The organism is Paenibacillus prosopidis (genome assembly GCF_003337375.1).
Lineage (GTDB): Bacteria > Bacillota > Bacilli > Paenibacillales > Paenibacillaceae > Pristimantibacillus > Pristimantibacillus prosopidis.
Genome location: NZ_QPJD01000010.1, coordinates 105329 through 128942, shown reverse-complemented (window position 1 = coordinate 128942; position 23614 = coordinate 105329). Strand labels below are relative to the sequence as shown.

General features: G+C 47.3%; 21 protein-coding genes. 5 read left to right on the top strand and 16 right to left on the bottom strand.

The window, feature by feature from the left end; genetic code table 11:
• Window positions 1–67 precede the first annotated feature (67 nt).
• From DFP97_RS16855 to DFP97_RS16845, 3 genes are read left to right on the top strand one after another with little or no spacing between them, the layout of a single operon-like run.
• Window positions 68–1171, top strand: coding sequence for a GerAB/ArcD/ProY family transporter (locus DFP97_RS16855; RefSeq protein WP_114381359.1), 1104 nt, complete (start codon window positions 68–70; stop codon window positions 1169–1171).
• 39 nt (window positions 1172–1210) lie between these two features.
• Complete coding sequence (locus DFP97_RS16850; protein WP_114381358.1) at window positions 1211–2821, top strand: spore germination protein; 1611 nt, start codon at window positions 1211–1213, stop codon at window positions 2819–2821.
• Window positions 2818–4029: a Ger(x)C family spore germination protein gene (locus DFP97_RS16845; RefSeq protein WP_114381357.1), complete on the top strand. Its 1212-nt coding sequence runs from the start codon at window positions 2818–2820 to the stop codon at window positions 4027–4029. Before DFP97_RS16850 ends, DFP97_RS16845 begins: the two co-directional genes overlap by 4 nt.
• Window positions 4030–4052: 23 nt before the next feature.
• On the opposite strand, the gene DFP97_RS16840 is transcribed toward DFP97_RS16845, so the two are convergent.
• The 3 genes from DFP97_RS16840 to DFP97_RS16830 all read right to left on the bottom strand — a co-directional run bounded on the left by DFP97_RS16840 (window position 4053) and on the right by DFP97_RS16830 (window position 4963).
• Window positions 4053–4283, bottom strand: coding sequence for a YczF family membrane protein (locus tag DFP97_RS16840; RefSeq protein ID WP_114381356.1), 231 nt, complete (start codon window positions 4281–4283; stop codon window positions 4053–4055).
• A gap of 103 nt (window positions 4284–4386) precedes the next feature.
• Entirely contained in the window at window positions 4387–4698 is a 312-nt protein-coding gene (locus DFP97_RS16835) for a hypothetical protein (protein WP_245976322.1), read from the bottom strand.
• Window positions 4679–4963, bottom strand: coding sequence for a hypothetical protein (locus DFP97_RS16830; protein ID WP_114381354.1), 285 nt, complete (start codon window positions 4961–4963; stop codon window positions 4679–4681). The genes DFP97_RS16835 and DFP97_RS16830 overlap by 20 nt, the downstream gene beginning before the upstream one ends.
• A gap of 127 nt (window positions 4964–5090) precedes the next feature.
• On the opposite strand from DFP97_RS16830, the gene DFP97_RS31940 reads away from it, so the two are divergent.
• Entirely contained in the window at window positions 5091–5219 is a 129-nt protein-coding gene (locus tag DFP97_RS31940; RefSeq protein WP_281270978.1) for a hypothetical protein, read from the top strand.
• A 72-nt stretch (window positions 5220–5291) separates the two neighbouring features.
• Here the strand turns inward: DFP97_RS31940 and DFP97_RS16825 are convergent, their stop codons facing one another.
• Complete coding sequence (locus tag DFP97_RS16825) at window positions 5292–5537, bottom strand: hypothetical protein (protein ID WP_114381353.1); 246 nt, start codon at window positions 5535–5537, stop codon at window positions 5292–5294.
• A 188-nt stretch (window positions 5538–5725) separates the two neighbouring features.
• Here DFP97_RS16825 and DFP97_RS16820 point away from each other — a divergent pair, with 188 nt between their 5' ends.
• Window positions 5726–6256 carry a DUF3231 family protein gene (locus DFP97_RS16820; protein ID WP_114381352.1) on the top strand — a complete coding sequence of 177 codons (531 nt, stop codon included), beginning with the start codon at window positions 5726–5728 and terminating at the stop codon, window positions 6254–6256.
• A 75-nt stretch (window positions 6257–6331) separates the two neighbouring features.
• Here the strand turns inward: DFP97_RS16820 and DFP97_RS16815 are convergent, their stop codons facing one another.
• The 12 genes from DFP97_RS16815 to DFP97_RS16760 form a co-directional block, all read right to left on the bottom strand.
• Window positions 6332–6673, bottom strand: coding sequence for a DUF2512 family protein (locus DFP97_RS16815; protein WP_181873556.1), 342 nt, complete (start codon window positions 6671–6673; stop codon window positions 6332–6334).
• A gap of 199 nt (window positions 6674–6872) precedes the next feature.
• A complete protein-coding gene (locus tag DFP97_RS16810; RefSeq protein ID WP_114381350.1) occupies window positions 6873–9440 on the bottom strand; it encodes a beta-mannosidase in 2568 nt (855 codons plus the stop codon).
• A 174-nt stretch (window positions 9441–9614) separates the two neighbouring features.
• Window positions 9615–11051, bottom strand: a complete 1437-nt coding sequence (locus DFP97_RS16805) for a glycosyl hydrolase (RefSeq protein WP_342773278.1) — start codon at window positions 11049–11051, stop codon at window positions 9615–9617.
• A gap of 20 nt (window positions 11052–11071) precedes the next feature.
• On the bottom strand, window positions 11072–12106 hold the full coding sequence (locus DFP97_RS16800; protein WP_245976321.1) for a glycosyl hydrolase: 1035 nt from the start codon (window positions 12104–12106) through the stop codon (window positions 11072–11074).
• Window positions 12107–12159: 53 nt separating this feature from the next.
• A complete protein-coding gene (locus tag DFP97_RS16795) occupies window positions 12160–13161 on the bottom strand; it encodes a carbohydrate ABC transporter permease (RefSeq protein WP_114381348.1) in 1002 nt (333 codons plus the stop codon).
• Between the two features lie 26 nt (window positions 13162–13187).
• A complete protein-coding gene (locus DFP97_RS16790) occupies window positions 13188–14087 on the bottom strand; it encodes a carbohydrate ABC transporter permease (RefSeq protein WP_181873555.1) in 900 nt (299 codons plus the stop codon).
• Window positions 14084–16660 carry a DUF5696 domain-containing protein gene (locus DFP97_RS16785; RefSeq protein ID WP_114381347.1) on the bottom strand — a complete coding sequence of 859 codons (2577 nt, stop codon included), beginning with the start codon at window positions 16658–16660 and terminating at the stop codon, window positions 14084–14086. The genes DFP97_RS16790 and DFP97_RS16785 overlap by 4 nt, the downstream gene beginning before the upstream one ends.
• A gap of 14 nt (window positions 16661–16674) precedes the next feature.
• Window positions 16675–17295 (bottom strand): Yip1 family protein, encoded by a 621-nt coding sequence (locus tag DFP97_RS16780; RefSeq protein ID WP_114381346.1) that lies wholly within the window; start codon window positions 17293–17295, stop codon window positions 16675–16677.
• The gene (locus DFP97_RS16775; RefSeq protein ID WP_114381345.1) at window positions 17292–18785 is read right to left on the bottom strand and encodes an NHL repeat-containing protein; all 1494 of its coding nucleotides are present in this window, start codon (window positions 18783–18785) and stop codon (window positions 17292–17294) included. Before DFP97_RS16775 ends, DFP97_RS16780 begins: the two co-directional genes overlap by 4 nt.
• Before the next feature lie 13 nt (window positions 18786–18798).
• Window positions 18799–19665, bottom strand: a complete 867-nt coding sequence (locus tag DFP97_RS16770; RefSeq protein ID WP_114381344.1) for a carbohydrate ABC transporter permease — start codon at window positions 19663–19665, stop codon at window positions 18799–18801.
• Between the two features lie 4 nt (window positions 19666–19669).
• Window positions 19670–20542, bottom strand: coding sequence for a carbohydrate ABC transporter permease (locus tag DFP97_RS16765; protein ID WP_245976343.1), 873 nt, complete (start codon window positions 20540–20542; stop codon window positions 19670–19672).
• Window positions 20543–20591: 49 nt separating this feature from the next.
• Window positions 20592–23495 carry an extracellular solute-binding protein gene (locus DFP97_RS16760; RefSeq protein WP_114381489.1) on the bottom strand — a complete coding sequence of 968 codons (2904 nt, stop codon included), beginning with the start codon at window positions 23493–23495 and terminating at the stop codon, window positions 20592–20594.
• Window positions 23496–23614: the final 119 nt, after the last annotated feature.

The following is a 23614-nucleotide window of genomic DNA, read 5'->3' as shown; positions in this document are numbered from 1 at the left end:
TTGGAAAGAAATAACGTCGTGCCGAAAATACAACATTTTCTAAGGCAAAGAAAGGTAGACCTAAAAAATGTCCAAAATGTCTGCGATTAGTCCGACCCAGCTTTTCGCTATGATCATCTTGTTTGAATTAGGCACCGCCCTTGTTGTTCCGATCGGCCTGGGGGCCGGAACAAACGCATGGTTATCGATTTTACTGGCGATGCCCGGGGGCATAATCTTGTATATTCTCATTGTTTATTTTGACAAGCAGTATCCGACGTTGATTCTAAGCGGCTATATACGAAAAATTGTCGGTGCTTATATCGGCTGGCCGATCAGTTTGCTTTATCTCGTTTTTTTCATCTATAATTCGGCGCGCAATTTGCGGGAGGCGGGAGATCTTCTGATTACGTCATCCTATGACCAGACTCCGGTTGTGTTTATCCATGCAGTAATGATCTCCGCGGTCATCTATGTCATCCACAAAGGGATAAAAGTGCTGTTTCGGGTAGGGGAAATTTACATCTTGATCATGCTGTCGTTAGGCATTATCAGCAATATTGCCGTTATTTTTTCCGGTGCTATCGATATAAGAAACCTGCTTCCGATTTTGGGAGAAGGATGGATTTCGACGATAAGAAATGCATACCCGAACATTTTCATGTTTCCGTTCGGTGAATTGATCTGTTTCACAACTATTTTGACTCACTTGAAACAAAAGAAAATAGCAAGAAAGACGGGTATTCTAGCTATTATCGCCAGTACTATCCTGCTGAGCATGACGCATGCGATCGAGGTTGCCGTCATCGGAGCGGGCGTTTATAACCGCACGACTTTCCCGTTGTTCACGGTCATCACCACCGTGGAGTTAGCAGAATACCTTCAGCGGCTGGACTCGTTTGTCATCCTCGCGCTCATTATCGGCGTATTTTTTAAAATGACGATATACGCTTATGCCGCTTCCGCCATAGCCGCGGATATATTTAGCTTTCAGGAGCAGCGGAAGCTGGCTTATCCCGTAGGCGTTATTATTTTCCTTGTATCGGTACTATCCGCTTGGAGCTTTCCGGAGCATAACAATGAAGGAGCCACCGTCGTAAACATCGTTCTCCCTGTTTTAGTCGCTATCCTGGTGCTGCTCCTCTTCATTCACCTGATTAAGAAGCGGTTTATGACTGATCGGACAATATAAAGGCAATATTCAGCCATTAAAGATATTGATGAGGTGAGAATGATGTTTTCCAAAAATTTATACCGAAATAAAAAAAAGATTCACCAAAAGACCGGGGACGAGTCAGGAAGAGGTGCTAAGCTTTTTCTTTCCCCTGTTCTAGCCGATAACCTGGCACATATCCAAAATGAATTAGGAAACAGTCCGGATATTATCGTTAAACTGTTCGAGATCGGGACGAGCCGAACTCAAGCGGGCGCAGTTTATGTGGATGGAATTACGGATAAGAACATGGTAAATCAATATATTCTACATTCTCTCATGCTCGAGACCCATGCTGGAGTTAGCCTCGAGCAGGATCAAAACGTTCTGGCGTTTATCAATGCCAATGCGCTCACCTTAGGTGAAGTGATTGTTCTAAAGGATTGGGACAGCGTTATCCTGTCTGTTCTCTCAGGCAATACGGTTATCTTCTTTGAGAGTACGGAAGAAGCATTAAGCGGCAACACGAAAGGCGGAGAGCAGCGTTCAATCACAGAGTCGTCAACGGAGGTCGTGATTCGGGGTCCGAAGGACGGGTTCACGGAATCGATTGGGACGAATGTATCGCTTGTCCGGCGAAGAATCAAAAGCTCGAATATAAGATTGGAGCCGTTCAAGATCGGCCTCGTTACGCAAACGAACGTAGCGATCATGTACATTCAAGGCACAGTGGAAGACAGCCTTGTTCAGGAAATCCGGATTAGGCTGCAAAATATCCGGATTGAGGCGCTTGCAGGCTCCGAACATCTCGAAGAGCTCATTCAGGATCAAAGGATGACGCCCTTTCCGACAATCATGAATTCGGAGCGCCCCGATACAGCAACGGGCTATATTTTGGATGGACGGATTGCCATATTTGTAGATGGCACACCATTTTGTTTGATTGCTCCTGCAACATTTTTTATGTATTTCAAATCGGTCGAGGATTATTATCAGCGTCCGGAGGCAGCGGTCATCATCCAATTATTACGTTACGCAGCGCTAATCATATCATTGTTCGGGCCCTCCATCTACATCGCCGCCATTACGTTTCATCAGGAGATGATTCCGACTCCGTTACTGTTAAGCTTGGCTGCGCAGCGGGAAAGCGTACCTTTTCCAGCGTTTCTGGAAGCTTTAATGATGGAATTTGCGTTCGAAATTTTGCGTGAAGCAGGCATACGAATGCCGCGCGCAATCGGTCAGGCAGTATCCATCGTCGGAGCGCTTGTACTCGGACAAGCGGCGGTGGAAGCCGGAATTGTGTCTTCCGCAATGGTTATTGTGGTTGCTCTTACGGGTATCTCCAGCTTTTCGACCCCCAGTTATAATATGGCGCTTGCGATCCGGTTAATCCGCTTTGGCATGATGGCGGCTGCGGCACTGCTCGGTTTTTACGGAATTGCCATATTCAGCATCTTTCTTATAGGGCATTTGTGCGGTCTCGCTTCACTAGGAGTCCCGTATATGTCCCTGTCTCCCTATGTGCCTGAAGATCAGAGGGATACTTTGTTTGGGCAGCCTTTAATGACAAATGCTTCAAATCCGGAGTTAACCGCTAATTCAAATCGTCATGTGACAAATGGAGAAGACGCACCTTCATCTTCTGATTCGCCATTAAATCACCTAAACGGAAGTGGCTCTGAATGAAAACAAGCCGTCCTTTCATCTTCCTGATGCTATTCAGCCTTCTTTTTCTGCCTGGCTGCTGGAACAGCAGAGAGTTGCGCGATCTGGCCATCGTCTCTGGTATAGGGATCGATAAAGTGCCGGATTCGAACGAATACCGGGTTTCTTTACAAATCGTTAACCCCAATGCCGTTGCCGGATCTAAAGCAGGTGGGGGCGGACAAGGCATGCTGCCCAGTATCGTATACTCTTCCGTTGACCATACGCTGTTTAGCGCAATGCGAAAAACTTCGCAAAAAGTGCCGCGGCGGCTGTTTTATGCCCATTCTCAGCTGTTTATCATTGGAGAAACGCTCGCAAAAGAAGGAATCAACGAGCTGTTTGATATGTATGAAAGATCCCACGAGCTTCGTCTCAACACGTCGGTAGTCATCTCAAGGGGGATCGAAGCTGAAGCCTTGCTAAATGTATTGCCCCCTTTGCAAACGACTTCGGCTGTGGCTATCACGAACGGGCTTAAGGTGGCATCGGATACGTGGGCACGAAGCTTGGATAAAGATATAACCGATATTGTTAAAAGTCTTAGCGGCTCGGGTGAGCCAATTATCAGCGGCGTACGGGTCGTCGGGGATCCGAACAAAGGTAAAAAGAGGTCGAACCTCGAACAAACCCCCCCGCTTGCTAACTTGGAAGTGAAAGGAATTGCCATATTCACCGATGGGAAACTCACAGATTGGCTTGAGGGCAAAGCCGCCCGCGGTGCCGTGTGGGCATTAAATAATATGAAGAGTACGATCGTCAATATGAACTGCGACGATAAGAAAGAAAAGATCTCAATTGAAGTCATCCGTTCAACGACCAAATTGAGGACAGTTATGCGAAACGGGAAACCTGTCTTTTTGATACAAGTAAAGGAAGAAGGGAATCTGAGCGAAGCGCTGTGTCCCATCAATCCGGATAAAAGGGAAGTGATGGTTAAGCTCCAGAAACAATTGGCGGATGAAACAAAGAAAGAGATCGAGCTGGCTATAAAAACCACCCAACAAAAGAAGAGCGATGTCTTTGGCTTCTCGACTGAAATGGAGCGCACCCATCCAAAGGAATGGAAGAAGATGAAGAAAAATTGGCCGGTCATTTATTCTCAAAGCGAAGTTGAGATAAGTGTGGAAGCATACATCCGCCGGACAGGCCTGAGAATCAAATCCTACTTGAAGTCAGGGGATGGGTAGATCGCACTCATCTCTATTAATGTTTATTTCGTTTTCGCTTGCTTTTTCTTAATGAAGAAACTGACGAATGGGATTATAAATGGAATGGCGACCGTGGCAAAAACGATTATTTTTTCACCGGCCGTTACAATAGTGAATGAATGGGCCAATATATTAATGGCTTCGGAAAAAGCGATCCCGGATATAAGGTCCACCATAACTAAGAAAGCGAGGCAGAATACAAGGATTGTAATAAAAACAATCGGTATTTTCATTTGAAGCCATCTCCGGCAGCAGATTTTTTGACATTCTGTATGTTTTCCAATGACCATATTAAAAAACCGTCCTGGTACGCAAAAAAGACACCTATCATGGTGTCTAGAAAGACTCATTTCTCACCCAGGCTCCACCTTCATCCGTACTCCGGTAAAACATCGTAACGCAGCGGAGCGCTCCTCGTGCAGCTTCCTGGGCAGATGAAAATCTATTTTCCGATGAATCGTGAGGATCGGTTTTGTCCGCACCTATATAGTAATGGCTCAGCTCATAAAAGTAATGGCCGGTTTGATTTCTGAGGATATCAATTTCGATTTCTTTACCATCAATTGAGGCCTTTAAGGTTTGGACAATTTCATGAACGGCTTGGATATCGGCGTGAAGACTCTCGAGCTCAGCCAAATTCATCATCATTAGTGTCCTCCCAGTAGCTTCCTTCACCAAAGTAATCCTGACATACGCTGTTAAGCGACTGCAGCATATCGATAAATCCTTTTAAATCGCATGTATGAAAGGTGTCGTTAATATCCCGGTTTTCTTCCGTAATGGAATAGACATGGATCTCAGCGCAGCCATCCCATCTAATATTTACATCAAAACGCTTATCTTCTGTTTCGAGTTCCAATGCTGCAGTTCCGCCATCTGCGTCTCTTTTATGTTCGGTCTTAATAATCCACACTCAAATACACCACCTTGGAAGTTATAATTCCCAAAAGCAGAACATTTATCAGCTAACGCATCAGTATTTGGAACCCATTTTTCAAGTAAATAAGGAGACAATAACAGTAACCAAAGGAGGGATTCAGATGAACATAATGGATGGAATGGATGCGGCAAGGTTTAAATCAGCCAATCCTAATTACAAGTCAGAGAAGAAGTTAACGGAGAAAGAGAAAAAGATGCCGATGGTTTTAAGGAATCTAAATAATAAATAAGTATAAATTTGGGATCAAGATCCGTATAACAAGAACTTGATCCCATAACGATTCTTTTCACATTAATGACATTTATTCGTTGTCAATATCAGGAGTTTCATCAAAAACGTTCGACTTCGGCACCTGGGTCATATCTTCTTTTTGCTGAACCCAATACCCGATATTGCGGTACCAATCCTGAAAAGAGTCGTCCAATTGCTGTTCCCGGTTGCGGTCCTCGTTGACATCGGAATCAACTTCAGTCTCCTCCCTAAGAACCCCATAAACATCCTTATTAACCCCTTCTTTATCGTCTTCGGAAGCATCAAATGTAGCCATGCTGATTTAACCTCCTAACTTCGTGTCCCTTCATCCATATGAGTTAATTTGCATGAATAAGGAAAGATTTATACTTCCTGATGCCAGAAACGTTTGTTCAAGCTGTCTTCAGTTCTCAGAGTCTTGTTGAATAACTTCATCATCGATTAGATAAAATAACGAAGCTTGCGCAAAACCATTCAAAGGAGATGATTACCATTTCAGGCATTCTTGGCGGTAATTCAAAAAATGAGCCTCTTCATTACGGCGAGGTTTATGATTTGTGGCAATTCTCTATGGCAGCTAAAGGATGCATATCGGCTACCCGGGCTTACTGTTATCATGCTGGCGATAAAGATCTAAAGAACATTCTGGGCAAGATCATCGATCAATCGGAGCTTGAAGTGAGTGAGTGCGACGCTATCCTGACCCATAACGGCATTGTGCCATCTCCTCCTCTACCTGACCGTCCTGAAGCGAAGCTGGAAGATATTCCGATTGGAGCGAGATTTACGGATCAAGAAATATCGGCCATGATTGCGACCGACACTTCCCTCGGCTTGGTCGCCTGCAGTCAAATTATGGGTAAGTCGATCCGAGAGGATATCGGTGCGCTTTTCGCGAAGTATCATGTAACGAAAGCAGCCTTAGGCATGCAAATTTTAAAATTATCTAAAGAAAAAGGATGGCTCATCCCTCCGCCGCTTCAAATCCAAAGACCGGAGTTAGTTAACGTGTAACGCTGCTGAACAAAAATAAATACGCTAAGCACTGAAGATTTCAGGCTTAGCGTATTATTTTGCACTCTTCGAAGGCTATTTAACAACACTCAGTTCCTCATTAAACACGAAACGGTGAAGTACCCATTCAGCTACCCCTACAAGGAAAGCGATAAAGAAGGCTTCGCCCCATGATAACTGCCAATCGAATACATAAGACAAAGCACCAAGATAAACAACGGCCAATAAAAAATCACAAACTGTCGCAATTAAATTATTGGTTCTTCGAAGCAGAAACTGATCGCCTACAAAGTATGCAATTATAGTAAGTACTGTTGCTGCGATAGCCGCATTTACAAAGGTTGTGTTGGAGTAGTACATTAGCGACGAAACCACAATAGCTCCGTTAACCAGCCACTTTAATAACAATTTGATCATGATATGTTTACCCCCTTCTTCCGCCCAATAGGCATATGTTCCATTTTTAGTGCATGTATAGAATTCCAAGGTGTCCCTGCAGAAATTGATATTCATCCTTTTATATAATTTTCTTTTATTTGATTTTTATACGTTATATCTTAAATTCTCTTTACAAAAAAATAGCCGGGACCGTTAGACGGTCTCCAGCTCTTTTTAACTATCCAATGTCCACTTTATTTTCAGCCAAAAAATCAATCATCGAACGAGCCGTTACTCTCCCTGGAACGGCAGGCCTGCTCATTGCTTCTCCGCTTTCACGCCTGCAGAACTCCACTGTCTTGGCGACGCCGGGAATGAGATCGAAGAAGTTGTCGGAAAACCTCCCCTCGCGCTCTGCGGACAGCCAAACCTGCTTGGCCAGCACATCCGTCTCCACTTTATACCTCGTTCCATTGCTGCCTTCAACTTCCGTTATTCGAATGGCGCCTGATGCCAGCTTCAGCTCCTTCGCGCATACGAAGTAGAATTCCTTGCAATCTACCGGATGTTCGGATTGATCAAGCTCTGCCAGCAGCACCAAGCTGCCTGCATCTCGGCCTTCCAGCCACACCTTTTCATCTAACGAATATACGACAGCCGCGCTATTGCCTCGGGTCGCCACCGCAGCAAAATCCTGTTTAAGCTGCTCGCCGGCAAAATCATACAGCGTAATTTTCAGCAGGCCGCTTACCGGAGAAAGTCCATCCGTTACGACATGGACATTAATCTTTCCGCTATCCGACCGATCGAATGAGAGGATCGTATCGCCGAAGCTTCTTCTCGCGTAATACTGCATGGCTTTCCATTTGCCGTAATAGTCCATACCCGCCCATGAGGCGACCGGCCAGCAGTCGTTCATTTGCCAATAAAGCGTGCCCATGCAATAAGGCATTTTCCGCCGGTGCGCTTCAATCGCCATCTTCATCGCCTCGGCCTGCAGAACTTGACTCATATAGAGAAAGGATGGGAAGTCCTTCGGCTCGTTCATGTAAATGTCCATATATTCCTTGATCAGACGGTTTCCGTCACCGTTCTTCTGGTGGGCACGCATCACCTTCGAATCAAGGGCCAAGTCTTGCTCTACCGCAAAGGTCATGACCGTATCATATTCCGGGAACGACTGGAAGCCGTATTCGCTCATAAACCGCCCGATTTTCACATTGTAATTTTCAAACGGCTCCACTGCGTGCCATACGCCCCAATAATGAACGTCCCCCTCTCCGGAAAGTGGATGCGCATGCTGATTAATATCCCCTGACAAGGAAATGAGCGGTGAAGAAGGCCAATATTCCGTACCCGGCGCAAATGCTGTTACCGCTTCAGGCAGGATGCGATGAAACACAGCCTCGTAATCCGCCCAAATAGTTGCCCGCTGCTCCTGATTATAATTTTTCTTCCAGCCCCAGCCGCCATCCTCATCGTATTGCGCCCATGCGGAATCGATCTCATTGTTTCCGCACCACAGCACGATGGAAGGATGATTGCGAAGACGCCTCACGTTCTCCTCGGCTTCTTGGCGGACATTGTTCAGGAATGACTCGTCGCCCGGATACATGCTGCAGGCAAACATAAAGTCCTGCCATACGAGTATGCCGTATTCATCGCAAAGCTCATAAAAAATCGACTGCTCATAAATTCCGCCGCCCCAAACCCGCAGCATATTCATATTTGACTCCACAGCCGTTACAATTTCATGCCTGTACCGCTCATCCGTCACATCAGTAATGAAGCTGTCATTCGGAATATGATTAGCGCCCTTTGCAAACACCGGAACGCCATTCAGCTCAAAATAAAAAGTAGCTCCCGCTGCATCTTTATCGCGCACTAAACGAACGGACCGCAAGCCTGTTCGAACCGATTTTGCCGCAACCGCTTCGGCTTCATCATCCCTTAATAGTTCCGCTGTGAACGTGTACAAATGCGCTTCGCCAAGCCCTCTGCTCCACCACAGCTTCGGCTCCGAAATAACGACAGGTATTTGAACGGCATTCAGGCCCTGCTTCAAGTTTACCGCTTGCTCCCATATCTGACCGTCCGTACTTAGCCGCACGGAACCTTTCCACTCCAGCTCGGCTTCAATTTCTACGCTTACCGTTAGGGTCGCTTCTGCTGCGGATACGTGGTCCTGTTGAACGTAAACATCGGAAATTTTGCAGCCGGACCAGCCTTCAAGTCTTGCCTCGCGCCATATACCGCTTGTAACGAAGCGCGGCCCCCAATCCCAACCGTAATGGTACGGAGCTTTTCTCGCAAAAATACTAATCTTCTGCTCGCCAAGCCCGCCCAGCTCAGATTGATCGTTAGCAGCCGGCAAGTTATAGCCGAGCTTATCAATTTTCGGGAGATCCTCCTGGACTGGCGACCGGAAACGAATCGACAGCGCATTGTCTTTTTCTTTCACAATCGATTTGACGTCAGCCTTCCAGGTTCTAAACATGTTGTCGGCAGACAGTACATGCTTGCCGTTCACATATACGTCCGCGTACGTATCCAAGCCATCGAATACGAGCTGCAGCGAAGCGGCATTCCGTAACGCCTCCGGCACATCGAAGCTGGTCTCGTACTCCCAGTCTATTTTATCAATCCATTGCAAATCATGCTCATTCGTCCCGTAGAACGGATCGGCAATGATACCGTTTCGAAGCAGGTCGGTATGGACGCAGCCCGGCACGACAGCCGCCATCCATTCCCCATCCTTGCATGCTTTAAACTTCCAGTTGTCCAGTACTTGCTTCGTCTCTCCCATTGTTTCCTCCTGAAAGTCTTGCACCTGCAAAACTTAGATGTAATGTGGTTTCCTACCGCTTGTCATTCTTCTATATCTCCATCTTTTTGCATTCCCAAGCGTAAACGGCTTCACCGTCCTCTGGCGGTGAAGATTCGTTTCGCAGAGAATTCTAAGAAGATATAAGTTTGAAACTTATAAATTCTTAAAATTGAATAAATCAGGCAACTCATCGAGTGTAATAACGTCTGGATGATTAAAAATTTTGTTTAACACTTCTTTACTGTTGTGCTTGCCGTCAATCAAAAAGTCTCCTTCCCACGTCATGAACCAGCTCCAATTAGCCCCGTACTGCTTCGTTATATCCGGATCTGGTATAGAGCCGTTTTCCGTCATTGCGACTAACTTTTTGTCCTTTACTAATGCAACCAGATTCTCATAATGGTTGATGATAGGACTATGGTCTCCTGGATCTGGATAACTGTCCACGCTGACAATATCTACGACATTATCGCCTGGATACCACTCCGGCTGCACAGAGTTCCACACCCAAATCAGATTGTTCAACCCATGTTTGTTGACTAACCGGTCGTATAAAATGTGGTATAACGCTTTCGCCGGCTCCGGGCCCTTCGCCCCCCACCAGAACCATCCGCCCTCCGCTTCATGCAGCGGACGAAATAGAATAGGGATGTTAGCATCGTTTAACCTTTTAAGCTGCGCTGCGATAACATCTATATCGCTAAGTAGAAGCTTATAATCCTCCGAATCAGGGTGGCTTAAAGCATATTCCAAGTCAAAAGTAACGGAATCCGCATAAAATCCTCTCCACCACTCTTTTCCCTTTTCATCAATGATCCCGGTCGGAGCGTTCCAGTGCCATAAGAAGGATGCGATGCCTCCCTGCTTATGCCAGCCGACCGCACTTTCAATTTCGAACGACACAGCGCCGTGCTCGGCTCTTGTTGGTGAATATTCAATCAAATCAAAGCCGACAATCGCCGGTTTTTTTCCGGTTGCCTTTTCAATCCATGAAGCGTTGTCGAGCCCTGTTTGACCGGAAAGCATCGACTTTCCGTAGTTTTTCACCAAATAGCTCATTAGCGTCTTGGCTTCTTTCGAGGCATTTGGATTAACGAGTTCATCTGTAACCTGATGCTTGGCGTCCGGTATGGTTTTCTGCAATTTAATATAATCGATATCAAAATAACCCCAGCCGCGCTTCAGACTAATCGTGTTGACGCCTTCGTGTAAGAGCATTTTTCCAGCTTTAAGCTCAGTAAATACGTCGGTTGGCGCTAGTGCCAAATCTCCATGCGGACTGCCATTTAACGCAAGGCCGGTCACTTTATTCCCGTTCGGAGCCCGATAACCGACCCATACGCTGTATAACGCCGATTTGGGTGCTTCAACCTGTATGGTTAGAGCATCTTGCTCATCGGTAAAGTCAGTAACAAAACCTGAACCTGAGAAGCCCTCTGCTTCCTGTGAGACGGCCGTTCCGTCTAGAAGCCCGTCTTCCGCTTCATACTGAACAATCGGTTGTTCCTTCTTTCCGAAGACAGAAGTCCCGATGGCAGCCGCTGAACAGACAAGCACTACACCAAATGCGACGATAATGCCGATGATCACCCGTTTACGCTTGCTATATGCTATTCTCGCAGCTTGTAGGTTAATAGATCCGGCACCTCGTCTTTCGATAGCGAGAGGGGATGGTTATAAAACTTAACCAGCTGTTCCCGCTCCGTATATTCACTTGAGTATTGCCTGCGTCCCTGCTCGGTGACATAGACGAACGTGCCATACCATGTACAATTCCAAGCCCAGAGCGCATTATCTCTCAGCATAAGATCGGGATCAGGGATCGGTCCGTTTTCCGATAAGGCGATAATTTTATTCATTTTGGTATAAGACAGCGCGCTTTGGAAACGTTCCTGCTGCGATTCGTAATTTTTGGCTGGAGGATAAATATCTTCGCCGATAATATCGACATACTCATCTCCCGGGTACCAGTCCGCGTGCTGACCATTCCACACCCATATCAGATGACCCAGCTTATGAACATTCGTCATTCGGTCATACATCAGCTTCCATAACTGCACACATGGCTCCGGCCCTTTGGCTCCCCACCAGAACCAGCCTCCCGATGCTTCATGAAGCGGTCTCCACAGTACCGGAACACCCGCATTTTGCAAGCGTTTCAGCTGTTCGGCTATCGCGTCAATATCCCGGATAAGAAGCTGGAATTCCTCAGACTCCTGATCATCCATCGCTTTCTGCACATCGAAAGTCGTCGCTTTCGTATAAAACCCGCTCCCCCAAGTCCGGTCTGGCGGCAAATCGATTAAATCCTTAGGCGCATTCCAATGCCAGCAAAACGTAACGATTCCGCCGCTTTTCCACCAATCGATGGCGATAACGGTATCGCTGCATGTTGCTCCGCGTTCCGTTCGCGACGGCGAATAGTTCATGAAATCAAAGCCGTATACGGCTGGATATTTACCCGTTACTTCATAAATGATATCCAGTTCGGGCGTCGATTCGACCCCGATCTGCTGGCCGGTCAATATACGTGATCCGTATATATCGCACAAGTAGGTCATCAGCCTCTTCGCGCTGTCATCCGCATTCGGGTTCACGAGCTTAGGCTCCACATTAAATACAGGCTGTTTTTCCATATTGATCATATGCGGTTTCTCCATTCTTCTCAGTGTCAATTTGCAGCTGCATCCTACTTTGGTTAACCGATAATTCCGCTTCGCTCGACGCTCTCCACAAAATAGCGCTGTACGATCAAATACAAAACAATGAGCGGAATAATGGCAAGCAATATGCCGGTGTCGATAATCATGGCGACATGATTCGGATCCGCTTTCACGTTAGATCCACTTCCTACTCCAAGCAAAACCGGGATCAACTGATTCGCTTGGGCGGATAAAGTAGAAACCTTTATCGGCATTAGCGAAGCTTCACTCATGAACAGAGAAGTGAAGAAGGTATCGTTATATTGCCAAACGAAACAGAACAAAATGACCGTTATCATCGGCGGAACAGCATTCGGCAGCATAATCCGCAGGAAAGTCTTTACTCCTCCGGCACCGTCAATTAACGCTGCTTCCTCAATTTCTTTCGGCATGCCTTTAAAAAATTGACGGAAAATGTAGATGAACAAACCCGCTTTTAATCCGATAGCGGTCGCCGAGGTAATAATAGAAGGCCAATACGTATTGAGCAAATTGACACCGTCTTTACCGGTGAATAAATGAACCAGCCCAAGAAAGTCGAAGCTTCTGAAATGAAGATACATAGGAACCATCAGCGTGCTGGTAGGAATGAGTATCGTCATAATGACAAGTGCAAACAGCACATTGCTGCCCGGGAAGGAAAAACGGGCAAACCCGTATCCGGCCAGAGCGCAGGAAGCGGCTGTCAGCAGCGTAGTCAGGATTACGTAAAACATCGTGTTCCCAAGCAGCGGGAAGTAGTTCAGGATCTCCATCGCCATCTTTATGTTATCCAGCGTAAAATGAACGGGTACCATGTAGATCGTTGGATTATAAATATCCTCTTTGGCTTTGAAAGCCACCGAAAACTTCATCAGCAGCGGATAAATAATAATAAACGAAATTCCGATGACAAGGGCGTACCGAAAGATCGAATATAAGGTATCGACCGTCTTATTTTTCGCTTTTTGCAACCGGTATTTATTCGCCTCATTGTGAACGGCCTGAGGAGCTTCCATATTCCGTTTCCTCCTTCGCTATGAACTCAGTTGTAATGCACTCTCCTGGAAAGCACGAGACCGACAATCAATAAGATGAGGCTGACGATTAACGTATAGATCCAGGACATAGCCGAGCTCAGCCCAAAGTTTTGCGTTTTGAACGCGGTTGTAAATATTAAATCGGTAACGGGGCTGCCCGAAAATGAATCGATAATCGTATAAATCACATTGGTCAAAATGAGCGGGCTCACCATTGGAAACGTAATTTTCCAAAACGATTCATACGCTGTAGCGCCTTCCATCTTGGCAACCTCGTACATCGAGCCCGGCACGGACTGCAGCGCGGCTAGAAAAATAAGAATTTGAACGCCGGAGCTAGTAATGATGTCGTAAATTCTTATGATAGCTTGAACAATATAATCTACGAACGAAGCCGGTAATCCGACCTCCCGGAGCATCATAACCATCGATAAAATATTGTAATCGGATGAGCCTTCACCCATTTCGTTCACGGCGCTTGCATCGCCGACCAAATTTATGAGTCCAGCCGACTCGGCTGCCGAAATCGCATTCGAGGCCAGAATGACCGGAAGAAAAAATATCGCCCGTGCAAGCACCCTTCCCCGGAACTTCTGATTCAACAGCGTCGCAGAGAAAAGGCTGAAAAATAAAATCATCGGCACATTTAATGCCATTTCTGAAACGGATTGTGTCAGTATCCGGTTAAAGACAGCATCTACGAACAAGGCATCCTTGAAATTGGCCAAGCCCATAAATTCTAATTCATAGCCGGTTGGCGCTACCGTTAATTTGCTAAAGCTGAATTTGACCGATTGTATAAGCGGCGTCGCGAACATGAATAAGAATCCGAGTAACCAGGGTGTAATAAACGCGAATCCCAGAAGTGAACGCTTGCGGCTTAACGTTAGCTTCGAGCCGATCATGACCGTTCACCGCCTATCCAATAATGTTGAGCTTCGACTGTATTTCCGCCGACGTTCACTGCTTGATCCGTATAATTGACGATAATGGATTTGCCATTGCTGTATAGCATCTCTACAACGCCCTCTTGATGACGTACATGCTTGACCATCCGTTCATTTCTAACCTCGGATAGCACATCATTCGCTTCCTTATACATGGAAACCGCTTGATCGTACCAATCCTTGTAGGACGTCGAGAACATAGCGTCAAAATGAGTGTATTTTAGCGTTGAGGACGGCTCATAGGTCCACGAAAAATGTGGCGCTGAGCCGAGCTCGATGGAACGGAGCAGCTGCTGCTTCACGTCCTGCTCGTCGCTTAAGTTAACCGCAGTACCTGTGTAATCCATATATCCGTGCACAACCATTTCATAGAAAGGCACTTCTTCATCCGTAATAATAAATCCGCTAGAGGACGTGGGTACATTAATGAGATGATCCGCGAACGGCCAAGCATAGGCATTACCGCCCGATATCATTGTCTCATCCATGCCTTCATCCAGCTTGCTAAGCTGTTCAACAACGATCTGTTTCGCCGTTTCGCGTTGAATAACCCGGTCGTCACGATAGTCTGCGCTAAGCGAGCTGCCGAGATCCCGCAGCGACACCCCTTCCATTCCAAACGATTCGTAACGTTCCATGAATGTATCGACATAGAAGGGAAGCTTCGCCGGCGATAGTAAATAATAGGAGCCCAGACTCATGTCCATCCGATTAAGCGCCCGGTTATACGGGTAAAGCTCCGCTTCTTCCCGCGTAACGAACCGCGCTGCATCGGAGGAAGGCGTAAAGCCTCCATCATTATGATAGATCTGCTGAAAAGCTACATCCGGGAATAGCGCTCCGCCGGACTGCTTCAACTGCTGTGAAAGCTGGATGAATTCAGACTTGCTGCCGAGCACGCTGTCGGTCTTTAATTTAACCGGTGACTTATGGTTAACGCCTTTGCCGAACCATCCCGAATACCGCATCAGCAGCCGGCCGATTCCATCCTGCTTCATTTGCTCTGCGATTTGTGAAGCTTGTTTAAAGGTCGTCATCGAAATGACGGAGCTATAAGGCACCCCAAGCATTGATTTTTGCTTATCGACAGCCCCCGCGATATCCAGATAGAAAGGGATGTCTTCCCCTTCGTTCAGCGGCTCAAGCGCTTTCTCCGCCACAAGCCTATCCCTGTAAAGCTCAGCCATTCCGGAATAGTCAGCTTTATCGCCTGCCAGGAAACTGTAGCGAACTTGAATATCGCCTTTGTATATTTCATCGTTTAGAAGCTGAATTTCCTGGATTTTCGAACCGGTATACAGCTCAAGCTCATCTTCTCCGCGCAATGTATAGCTGCTGTATACGTAGTTGAACGAGTTTTTCTTGCCGCTGATATCGGCTGCTATGCTGGCAATGCCGTCTCCTTCCTCAATAACGGCAAACCATGCGGCATTGCCTGCCTTGATTCCGAATACCGGCATACGGGCGCTTTCGCTCACTTGTCCGCGTCTCCAGCTGTTATCGTTCGGATCAAATCCGTATACTCTTTGTACATATTGCTCTTCCTTCACTTTGCCGTTGTTTAAATGGATAAGGCTGCCCGAACCGTCCGGCACAAAGATGTATCCTTCATCCGACGCATCGGCAGCGCCGAAAAAATTGAGCATCTCTATGCTGCGGATTTGATAGCCTTCACTCTCTTTAACATGGCCCACCGGTATCGAGGCAACAAGCGATCCGCCTTCAAGACGATACTCCAGCGGGATAACAAAATTCGGCCTGGATGACCCGCCGGCGCTCCCGCTCCCGTTTTCCTCATTGTCGAAAGCGAGATCCGCCTCCGCATATCCGGCTTTTGCGAATGCGGCTATCATCTTATTAAGTACGAGCTGCTTGGAAACTTGCTCATCAAGACGCTCCAACACTTCCGGATTCCCCTCGCGCGGATAATAGCGCGTCGATACATACCTGGCCACCGATTCATCTAATTTGGAGAGCACCTTTTCATCCAATCTGGCTTTGCTTATATACTTAGGCAAAGCATCGATCCCGAGCGACATATCGCCAATCGTATAAGTGATCCGGATACCGTTCTCAATGCTTTCGGCAGTAAACTGTTTATTGCTGATGCTTCGTGCGAAGTTTGTGAAGGTGTCCAATGTGCCGACGGAGTCCCGGAATAGCACCGTTAATTGCGATGACAGCACTTCCTTCTCAAAAGCCGAGGCTAAGGTATCCCCGCTGCGGTTTGAAGGGTTACTGTACCACACTTTGCCATGCCGCTTATCCATGACAGCCACTTCAGTTGTGTCTGCATTGAAATACAAGGATAAATCGGAGTTGTCCGCCACTAGCTTCATCCCTGGTACACCCTCCGACGAATCAGGCAATACGTTCAGCTCGCTCCCGGCTTCCAGCTCAGCAGTTATTTCCATATAATCGGCTGCGTCAATTGCGCGGACCCCACGATCCATGAAGAACAAGGAGCCGGCAATGATACAGATTGCTGCGGCACAGGCCAGCACCGCAACCAGCATTATTCGTTTTCTCACGGGTGCGGCCTCCTTTACGTACGGAAAATAATTTCCCGATAAATGTTGACGATAAACTCATAAATTTGCTGCATCATACTTAACACCAGCGTCCCCAGAAATACGATGATTCCCATTACAATGACCGTTAGCACCATCGTTACAACCGTTTTGAGCACCGTATATTGATGGACCGTCATCGTACCGACAAATAGAAGCGCTGCAAACCAAATCGATGAAATCGAAAGGAGCAGATAATAAAAAGCCGTCTCTTCCTCTACCATAAACCGGCTTGCAACCGTCATTGGCAAGTAGATGAGCACGATCGGAACAAGCGCATAGCCTGTTGCCATAACGATCTCCTTAAACTTCCCCTCCCCGTCCATCAAGGTCGTAATCGCCCAGTTGGATACGCACCACAGAAAGAAAGGAAATACGATCGTTAACAGCTGGGTGATGCTGTTCAAATGGCGCGGATCATTATAGTTAACAAGAAAGCCGGCATATTGATTTTGCAAAATGACAGATATGACTACGAGTGCCAACAGGACTAAAGCTACCCGAACTTTGCCTTTGCCGTCATATTTTAAATCCCAAAAGCCGTCAAACGGATGCATAAGCAAGTGCAGCGGAAACTTGATGAAATCCTGCTTCATGGGGCTTTGTCCTCCTTAACGTTTTGCGGGGCAAAACCGGACATGATAACCGTCCGCTTCCGTCTCCAAGAGTTCGTCAGCTTGAACGCCGCCCATGCTGCCGCTATGACTAAAAGCACAGTAAGCACGGTTCCAAAATGCTCCTTCAAGAGTTCCCGGCGGTACCGTTTGTATGCCACAGTATAACCATCGCGGTCCATACCGAGCTTGAAGTATGCAAGCGCCTCTCCATTTCGCTTCTCCATTAACAAGGATTTGCCAATCCCGATATAGGCGATGTCATAGTTTCCGTTCATTCGCAGCACTTCCTCCCAAACCGGTACCGCCAGCTTATCTTCGCCGTTATAGTGAAGCTTCACGGCCTCATTCACGCTGGAACCGAATTTCGTCGGCTTAAACACGACGATTTGGCTTCTTCCCCGATCGAGGACCAGCTGTTTATCACCTATCCGCTCGATTGCGACGGGTGTTTTGAAAGTGCCTGTCTGGTTGCCTTTACCACCGTAGATATAAAGCAAATCGCCTTCGTCACTGTAAGTGAACACTCTTCCCTGATTGGCATCCAGCACGCTGTACATGCCGTTCTCCAGCACCTTTACGTCAATCAGCTTAGACGGTCCTACCGCTATTCGGAAGCGGATGTCTCCACTTACATCGAAGTATCCGAACCGCTTCAGCACATCTTCTCCGGAAGGATTCAGCCGCTTAACCGGTTCCCTGGAGTCAGGGTCGATATTGGTGGCATAGACAAACCCTTTTGAGTCCATATCGATATTGGAAAACTCCGTTGGAATGAAGAGCACCATTTGTGCCTTCTGCGCCTTGGTCGAGAGCAACCGCCATACATATTCCGTATAATCCCGCTGCACCTTGTTCGTTCCCACATACCCGATAAACTCGCCGATTCCGTCGAACTGCATAATGCCTTCGTAAATCCCTCTGGCTACGACATAGACGCGTCTCGCTTTATCTACTGCCACCTTTAACGGGACAAATTTGAAATCGGCCGCCAAAATATCGGACTTCGGCTGATCTATGATTTTGAGCAAATCGCCTTCCTTCGACAGGACGACGATACGTCCATTATCCGTATCCGCGACATAAAGATTGCCCTCGCCGTCAACAAACAGTCCGGAAGGGTTTTTAAAGCCGTCTGCTTTCCCCTCATTGTCGAACCCGTTAAAAATGTTCCGTACATTCCACTTATCATCTATACAGACGATACGCCCGTTGCCGCTGTCCACAATATAGATCAGTCCGCTATCAGCTGCGACCATATCGCTAGGCTCCAAGAAGTCTCCGATTCCAAGATCGACGCCGGATATGGAACGGTCGGGAATGTATGCCGCAGGTGCCGGTACCGCTTCTTCCCAATAGTTATAGTTGTAGCTCTCATACGGCGTCGATGAAGCGGACGCCGGCGGAGGCGCTGCATGAACAAACAGTAGGGAAGCCGCCGCGATCGAGAGAAGCCATTTTTTCGCTGCCAAATGCGTTCCCCCCTTAATCTTTCATTCCTGATGTTGCCATCGTCTCAATAATCCGGCTTTGCGAGAAAACAAACAGTGTAATCGGCACGCTCATCAGAATGAGCGCCACTGCCGCGGCCGCTCCCGCACGCGCTATTCCGCCTTGCACGATTTGATTGGCGGCAAAATGCAGCGATTTCAGCTGCTCACTGTAAATAAACCCGTTCCCGTCGCTGCCCCAAAGGATTTGGAATAACAAAATGATGAGCGTGAGCCATGCCGGCTTCACGTTAGGCATCACGATGGTCCAGAAAATCCGGTATTCGCTCGCCCCGTCAATTTTCGCCGCTTCAAGCAGCACATCAGGAATTTGCTCCATAAATTGCTTCATTAAATACAAGCCAAGCGAATAGGCGAAAGCCGGTATAATGACTGCCCAGTACGTATCGATTAATCCAAGCCATGACATAATCATATAGGTCGGAATAGCCGTCACGGCAGGGGTGAACATCAAAGACAAGACGACGATGGTGAACATAAAGCCCTTGCCCGGGAACTTATGCTTGGCGAGCGGATAGGCTGCAGCCGACGCCAGCAGCACATGTCCGATAATACCCATGCCGGTAATGAACACCGTATTGAAAATGTACCGTGAAAACGGGACCCAGGAATTGCCGAGCAAATTCATTAAATCAATAAAATTGTTCATCGTCGGATTGCGGACAAACAGCGTCGGCGGAAACATAAAGATTTCATCGAGCGGCTTGAACGCATTATTGATCGCGTAAATGAGCGGTAATATCATGAACGCTCCAAACGCCGCTAGCAGTACGAACAGAGAAAAGCTGCCCCAGAACGACCGGTTTACCCGTTTTCTGCGGATGCGATACGAAAAGGTCATGAACTTATTCACCCACCTTGCGAAGAAGTTTTTGTACGATGAGGTTCGTTCCCACCATAATCATGAACAGTACGGTTGCGATGGACGAAGCATAACCCATTTCAAAGCGGGTGGTGCCGAAATCGATCAGATGCGTCACAATCGTTTCTGCCGCATAGTTCACGCTTGGAAACCCTGCAAGAGCTATAGATACGTCAGCTACGGCAAACGCGGATGTAAGCTGAATGACCGCGCCGAACATTAACTGCGGCCGCATGGATGGCAATGTAATATACCAAAGCTCCTGCCAGCGGTTTTTTATACCGTCCACAGCACCCGCTTCGTACAAGGTACGATCGACGGTTTGCAGGCCTGCAATGAATGCGAGGAAGCCGGTCCCCAAGCTGAGCCACAATTGGACGAGTATGATAATAGGTAAAATATATTCTTCTTTCTTCAACCACTGAAGGGGCTCCAGTATTAATCCCAATTTAAGTAGAAATCCGTTGGCAATGCCGTAACGGTCGCCTGAAAATATCATGAGCCATATGAAAAAAACGTTTCCTGAAATAGACGGCGCATAGAAAACGAGCGTCATTACCGCTCTAACTTTCGGAGACAGCTCATTAATAATCCAGGCGAAAACAAAACATGCGATATAACTGATTGGTCCGGTAATAATTGCGAATAGCAGCGTGTTCTTCACCGCAATTAGAAATACTTCGTCCTCCAGAAACAAGCGGGTATAGTTTTGCCAGCCGATAAACTTTGGAAATTCCAACATATTAAAGTACGTAAAGCTGAGTACAATCGATATTAAGACGGGAAGCACCGTAAAGACGGCGAACAACACCATATACGGCGCCAGCAAAATATACGAATGCTTATTGGCTTTCATTTCCCGCAACTTCAGGCTCCACCAATTTTGCACGCTTGACCCTCCCCCATTATTGCGGTAAACCGAATTCTTTCCGTTTGGTACGTATTTCGTCCTGCATGTACTGCACATAGTCCATGATCGATTCGCGTGCTTCTACTTGACCGACCACCGTCTTGTAAAAGGCGTTAAATAAATGCCGGCCTGTGAAATAGCCGCCCGGCACTTCCGGAACACCTTGCACCCATTCGAACTGCTCTTTTAAATTTTCATAGTCGGCAACAGGCCATGGCAAGCTGTCTAACGCTTTAATATTCGCTGTCGGATAACGTGCCGCGGCGCCCATCAAGCCTTCCATTTCCCTGCCGAATACCGTCTGTGTCGATTCGCTCGTCCACCACTTCATAAACTCCCATGCCGCATCCTTATCACCGGCTTGCTTCATCATGACGACGGCACTGCCTCCGCTTGGGACTTCGCGATTAATCGAGCCGTCCTCCTGCAAGGTTCCAGGTACGGGAGCAAATCCCCACATCCCGCGAATTTCCGGGGCAAATACAGAGAGCTGGTTATACATCGTATAATCCGCAATGCCGATAGGCATCTGTCCGGTACGGAAACGGTTGGCGAAATCGTACTCCCGTTCCAATTTGTAATCCGTGTAAAACTCAGACCACTGCTTGAAGGTTTCGATGCCTACACGGGAATCGAGATCGGACTCTTTCCCGCCATTGCGATAAAATTGGCCGCCATTTTGGAACAGCAGCGTGGCGTACATCGAATTAGGAGGGATGTTCTGCCCTTGAACAGCAGCCTGAGCAACGACAGGCAAACCGAACTGCATATGGTTTTTACTAAGTACAGCAAGCAGATTAGACACGTCTTCCCACGTTTGCGGCACATCCAAATGAAGCTCTTCCAGCACATCCTTACGATAAAACAGCATATTGAACGTTTGCGTTTCCGGCAGGGCATAAACCCCGTTTTCATAGCTGTATGGCACGACTGCGCTTGACCGGAATCGTTCCTTCACTTGTTCGAAATCGTCAAACTGCGTCAAATCGACCGTCGCATTACGCATTGCAAAGTTAACTGGGATGTCATTGTCGATCTGCATCGCTACATCGGGTCCCTGGCCGGCCAAAGTGGCAGGCAGCAGCGTTCCCATGTTAACAAGCTTCAGATTGACATTAATGCCTGTTAATGATGTAAACGTTTCATCGATCATGGCCTTCATTGTGTTAGCTTGATCCCGTCCGCTTCCGATCCATACCGTGACCGAGCGCTGATCATCGCTTTCAGCCACATTTCCGATTTGGTTATAATCGGTAAAGAAAGAGGTGACAAAAGTTGAAGCCTCATGCTTAAGCTTTGCGCCTAATCCCATGCCTTTCTTCGGAAACTTTTTATCAGGAGATGCGATATAGATGGCGTCAAATTCAAGGGGCTGCTGCCTTGCTTGCTGAACCCACGTGCCGAGGCCACCGGTATTCGTTTTATACGCGCCCAGCCTTCTTGGAACCGTATCCGGCTTCTCCACCATTTCATCCAATTGCAAAGCCATCGTTTTCAGCAGCGCCTCTTGGTCGCTTGATTGTCCGGACAATTCCACTAACTGCTTTGCGACTACCTTCAGACGGTCGCTTTCTGATTTAAATACCGTAAGCAAATCAGGAATTTTCTTTTCCAGCTGATAATCGCGGAATTCATCAGGCTTCGTGCCCGTAATCATCAATATTTTGCGGTACATGTCATTCAAATTATAAAGACTGTCCTCGACCTCCCGAATTAAAGGAGCAAACTCGCCGAGGCTTACTTCAAGCCGCAGCACATGCTTTCCTTTGTCCAACCGGTACAAGTATGGATCTTTGCCGCCCATTACATCGAGCCGGTAACCGCTTTTATAACGGAATGCAACCCTTTCCATTTCTTGAAAAGGAATTTCCCCGTCGATCGTTAATTTACGCGTCGAATAAATGCCCCGCACGAAATTTTGCTGCGATTTAAACGCGATTTTATACAGTCCCGTCTCCGGGACATCGATCTCCCATTCCATCCATTGGCCGGGCAGCCTCCAATTAAATCCGCCGATCGTATTGATTTTTATTTTAGAAGCGCTGTACGGAGAAACGGCAGCGCTGGAGCGTTCGCTTAGAGGATATAAGGTTGGCGATGACTTGGCGGTCGAATGCTCGCCCTCGATTGTTATTAATTGACCTTCCGCGGGATTTATGCCTTCCGCCTCGTACTGTTCGACCATTTCATCATAAGGCAGCGGCGTTTGCTTCTGGAACAGCTTCAGCTGCTTGATCACCATTGGTTCCCTTGTCGATTCCAGCGTTATCGTATGTTCGCCTTCCGTAAAATAAAAGAGAAACGGCGCATCTTCATAACCGTCGGAATCTTGAAACGCTTTCTCGCTCCATCTCGGCTTCTCGACCTGCTTCGGCCGTAAATCATTGCCTTGATTATCCTGTACAACCTGTTCCTTCTGATTGTTCCAAATACGGTCAAACTGTAAAAAAGCCGCTTCCCGGAAAGGACGTTCGCCATCTATTAACAAGCCGCGCTCAATAGCCGAGCTTTTCCCTTCGATTGGGAAATAGAGCAAAGATAAATGGTATAGTCCTGCTTCATCTACTTGAAAAGACCACTCTGCCTTACCAGATTCGCCGGTTAAGAGTGAAACCCCGTCCATGCCTTCGTATTGGTCAAGCTTCTCGAAACCATGGCCTTCCACATGGCTGTAATTAGCCGCTTCCAGCACGATTTCCTGATCGGGTCTGGCGGCTCCTTCGTATTCCGATAAATATTGAACGTATTTGCGCTCATTAAATGTAGCTGTCCCATTCGTGCTGCTGCCCGCTTGCTCGTCCGTTGACGAAGCATTTGAACTTGCGGTTGCCTGCAAATTCAAGCCGGATGGAAGCACAATTATAAACGCCAAAACAACAGGCACTATTTTCCTAGCCATTTTAGCAAGCCGCAAATTGCTTATCACCAGAAGTCCTCCCTGCAACGTGAACGGTTTCACCGTCCATTGATACTTCCTTTATTCATACAATTGGGGGAGGTCGCAAAGACATCCCCCAA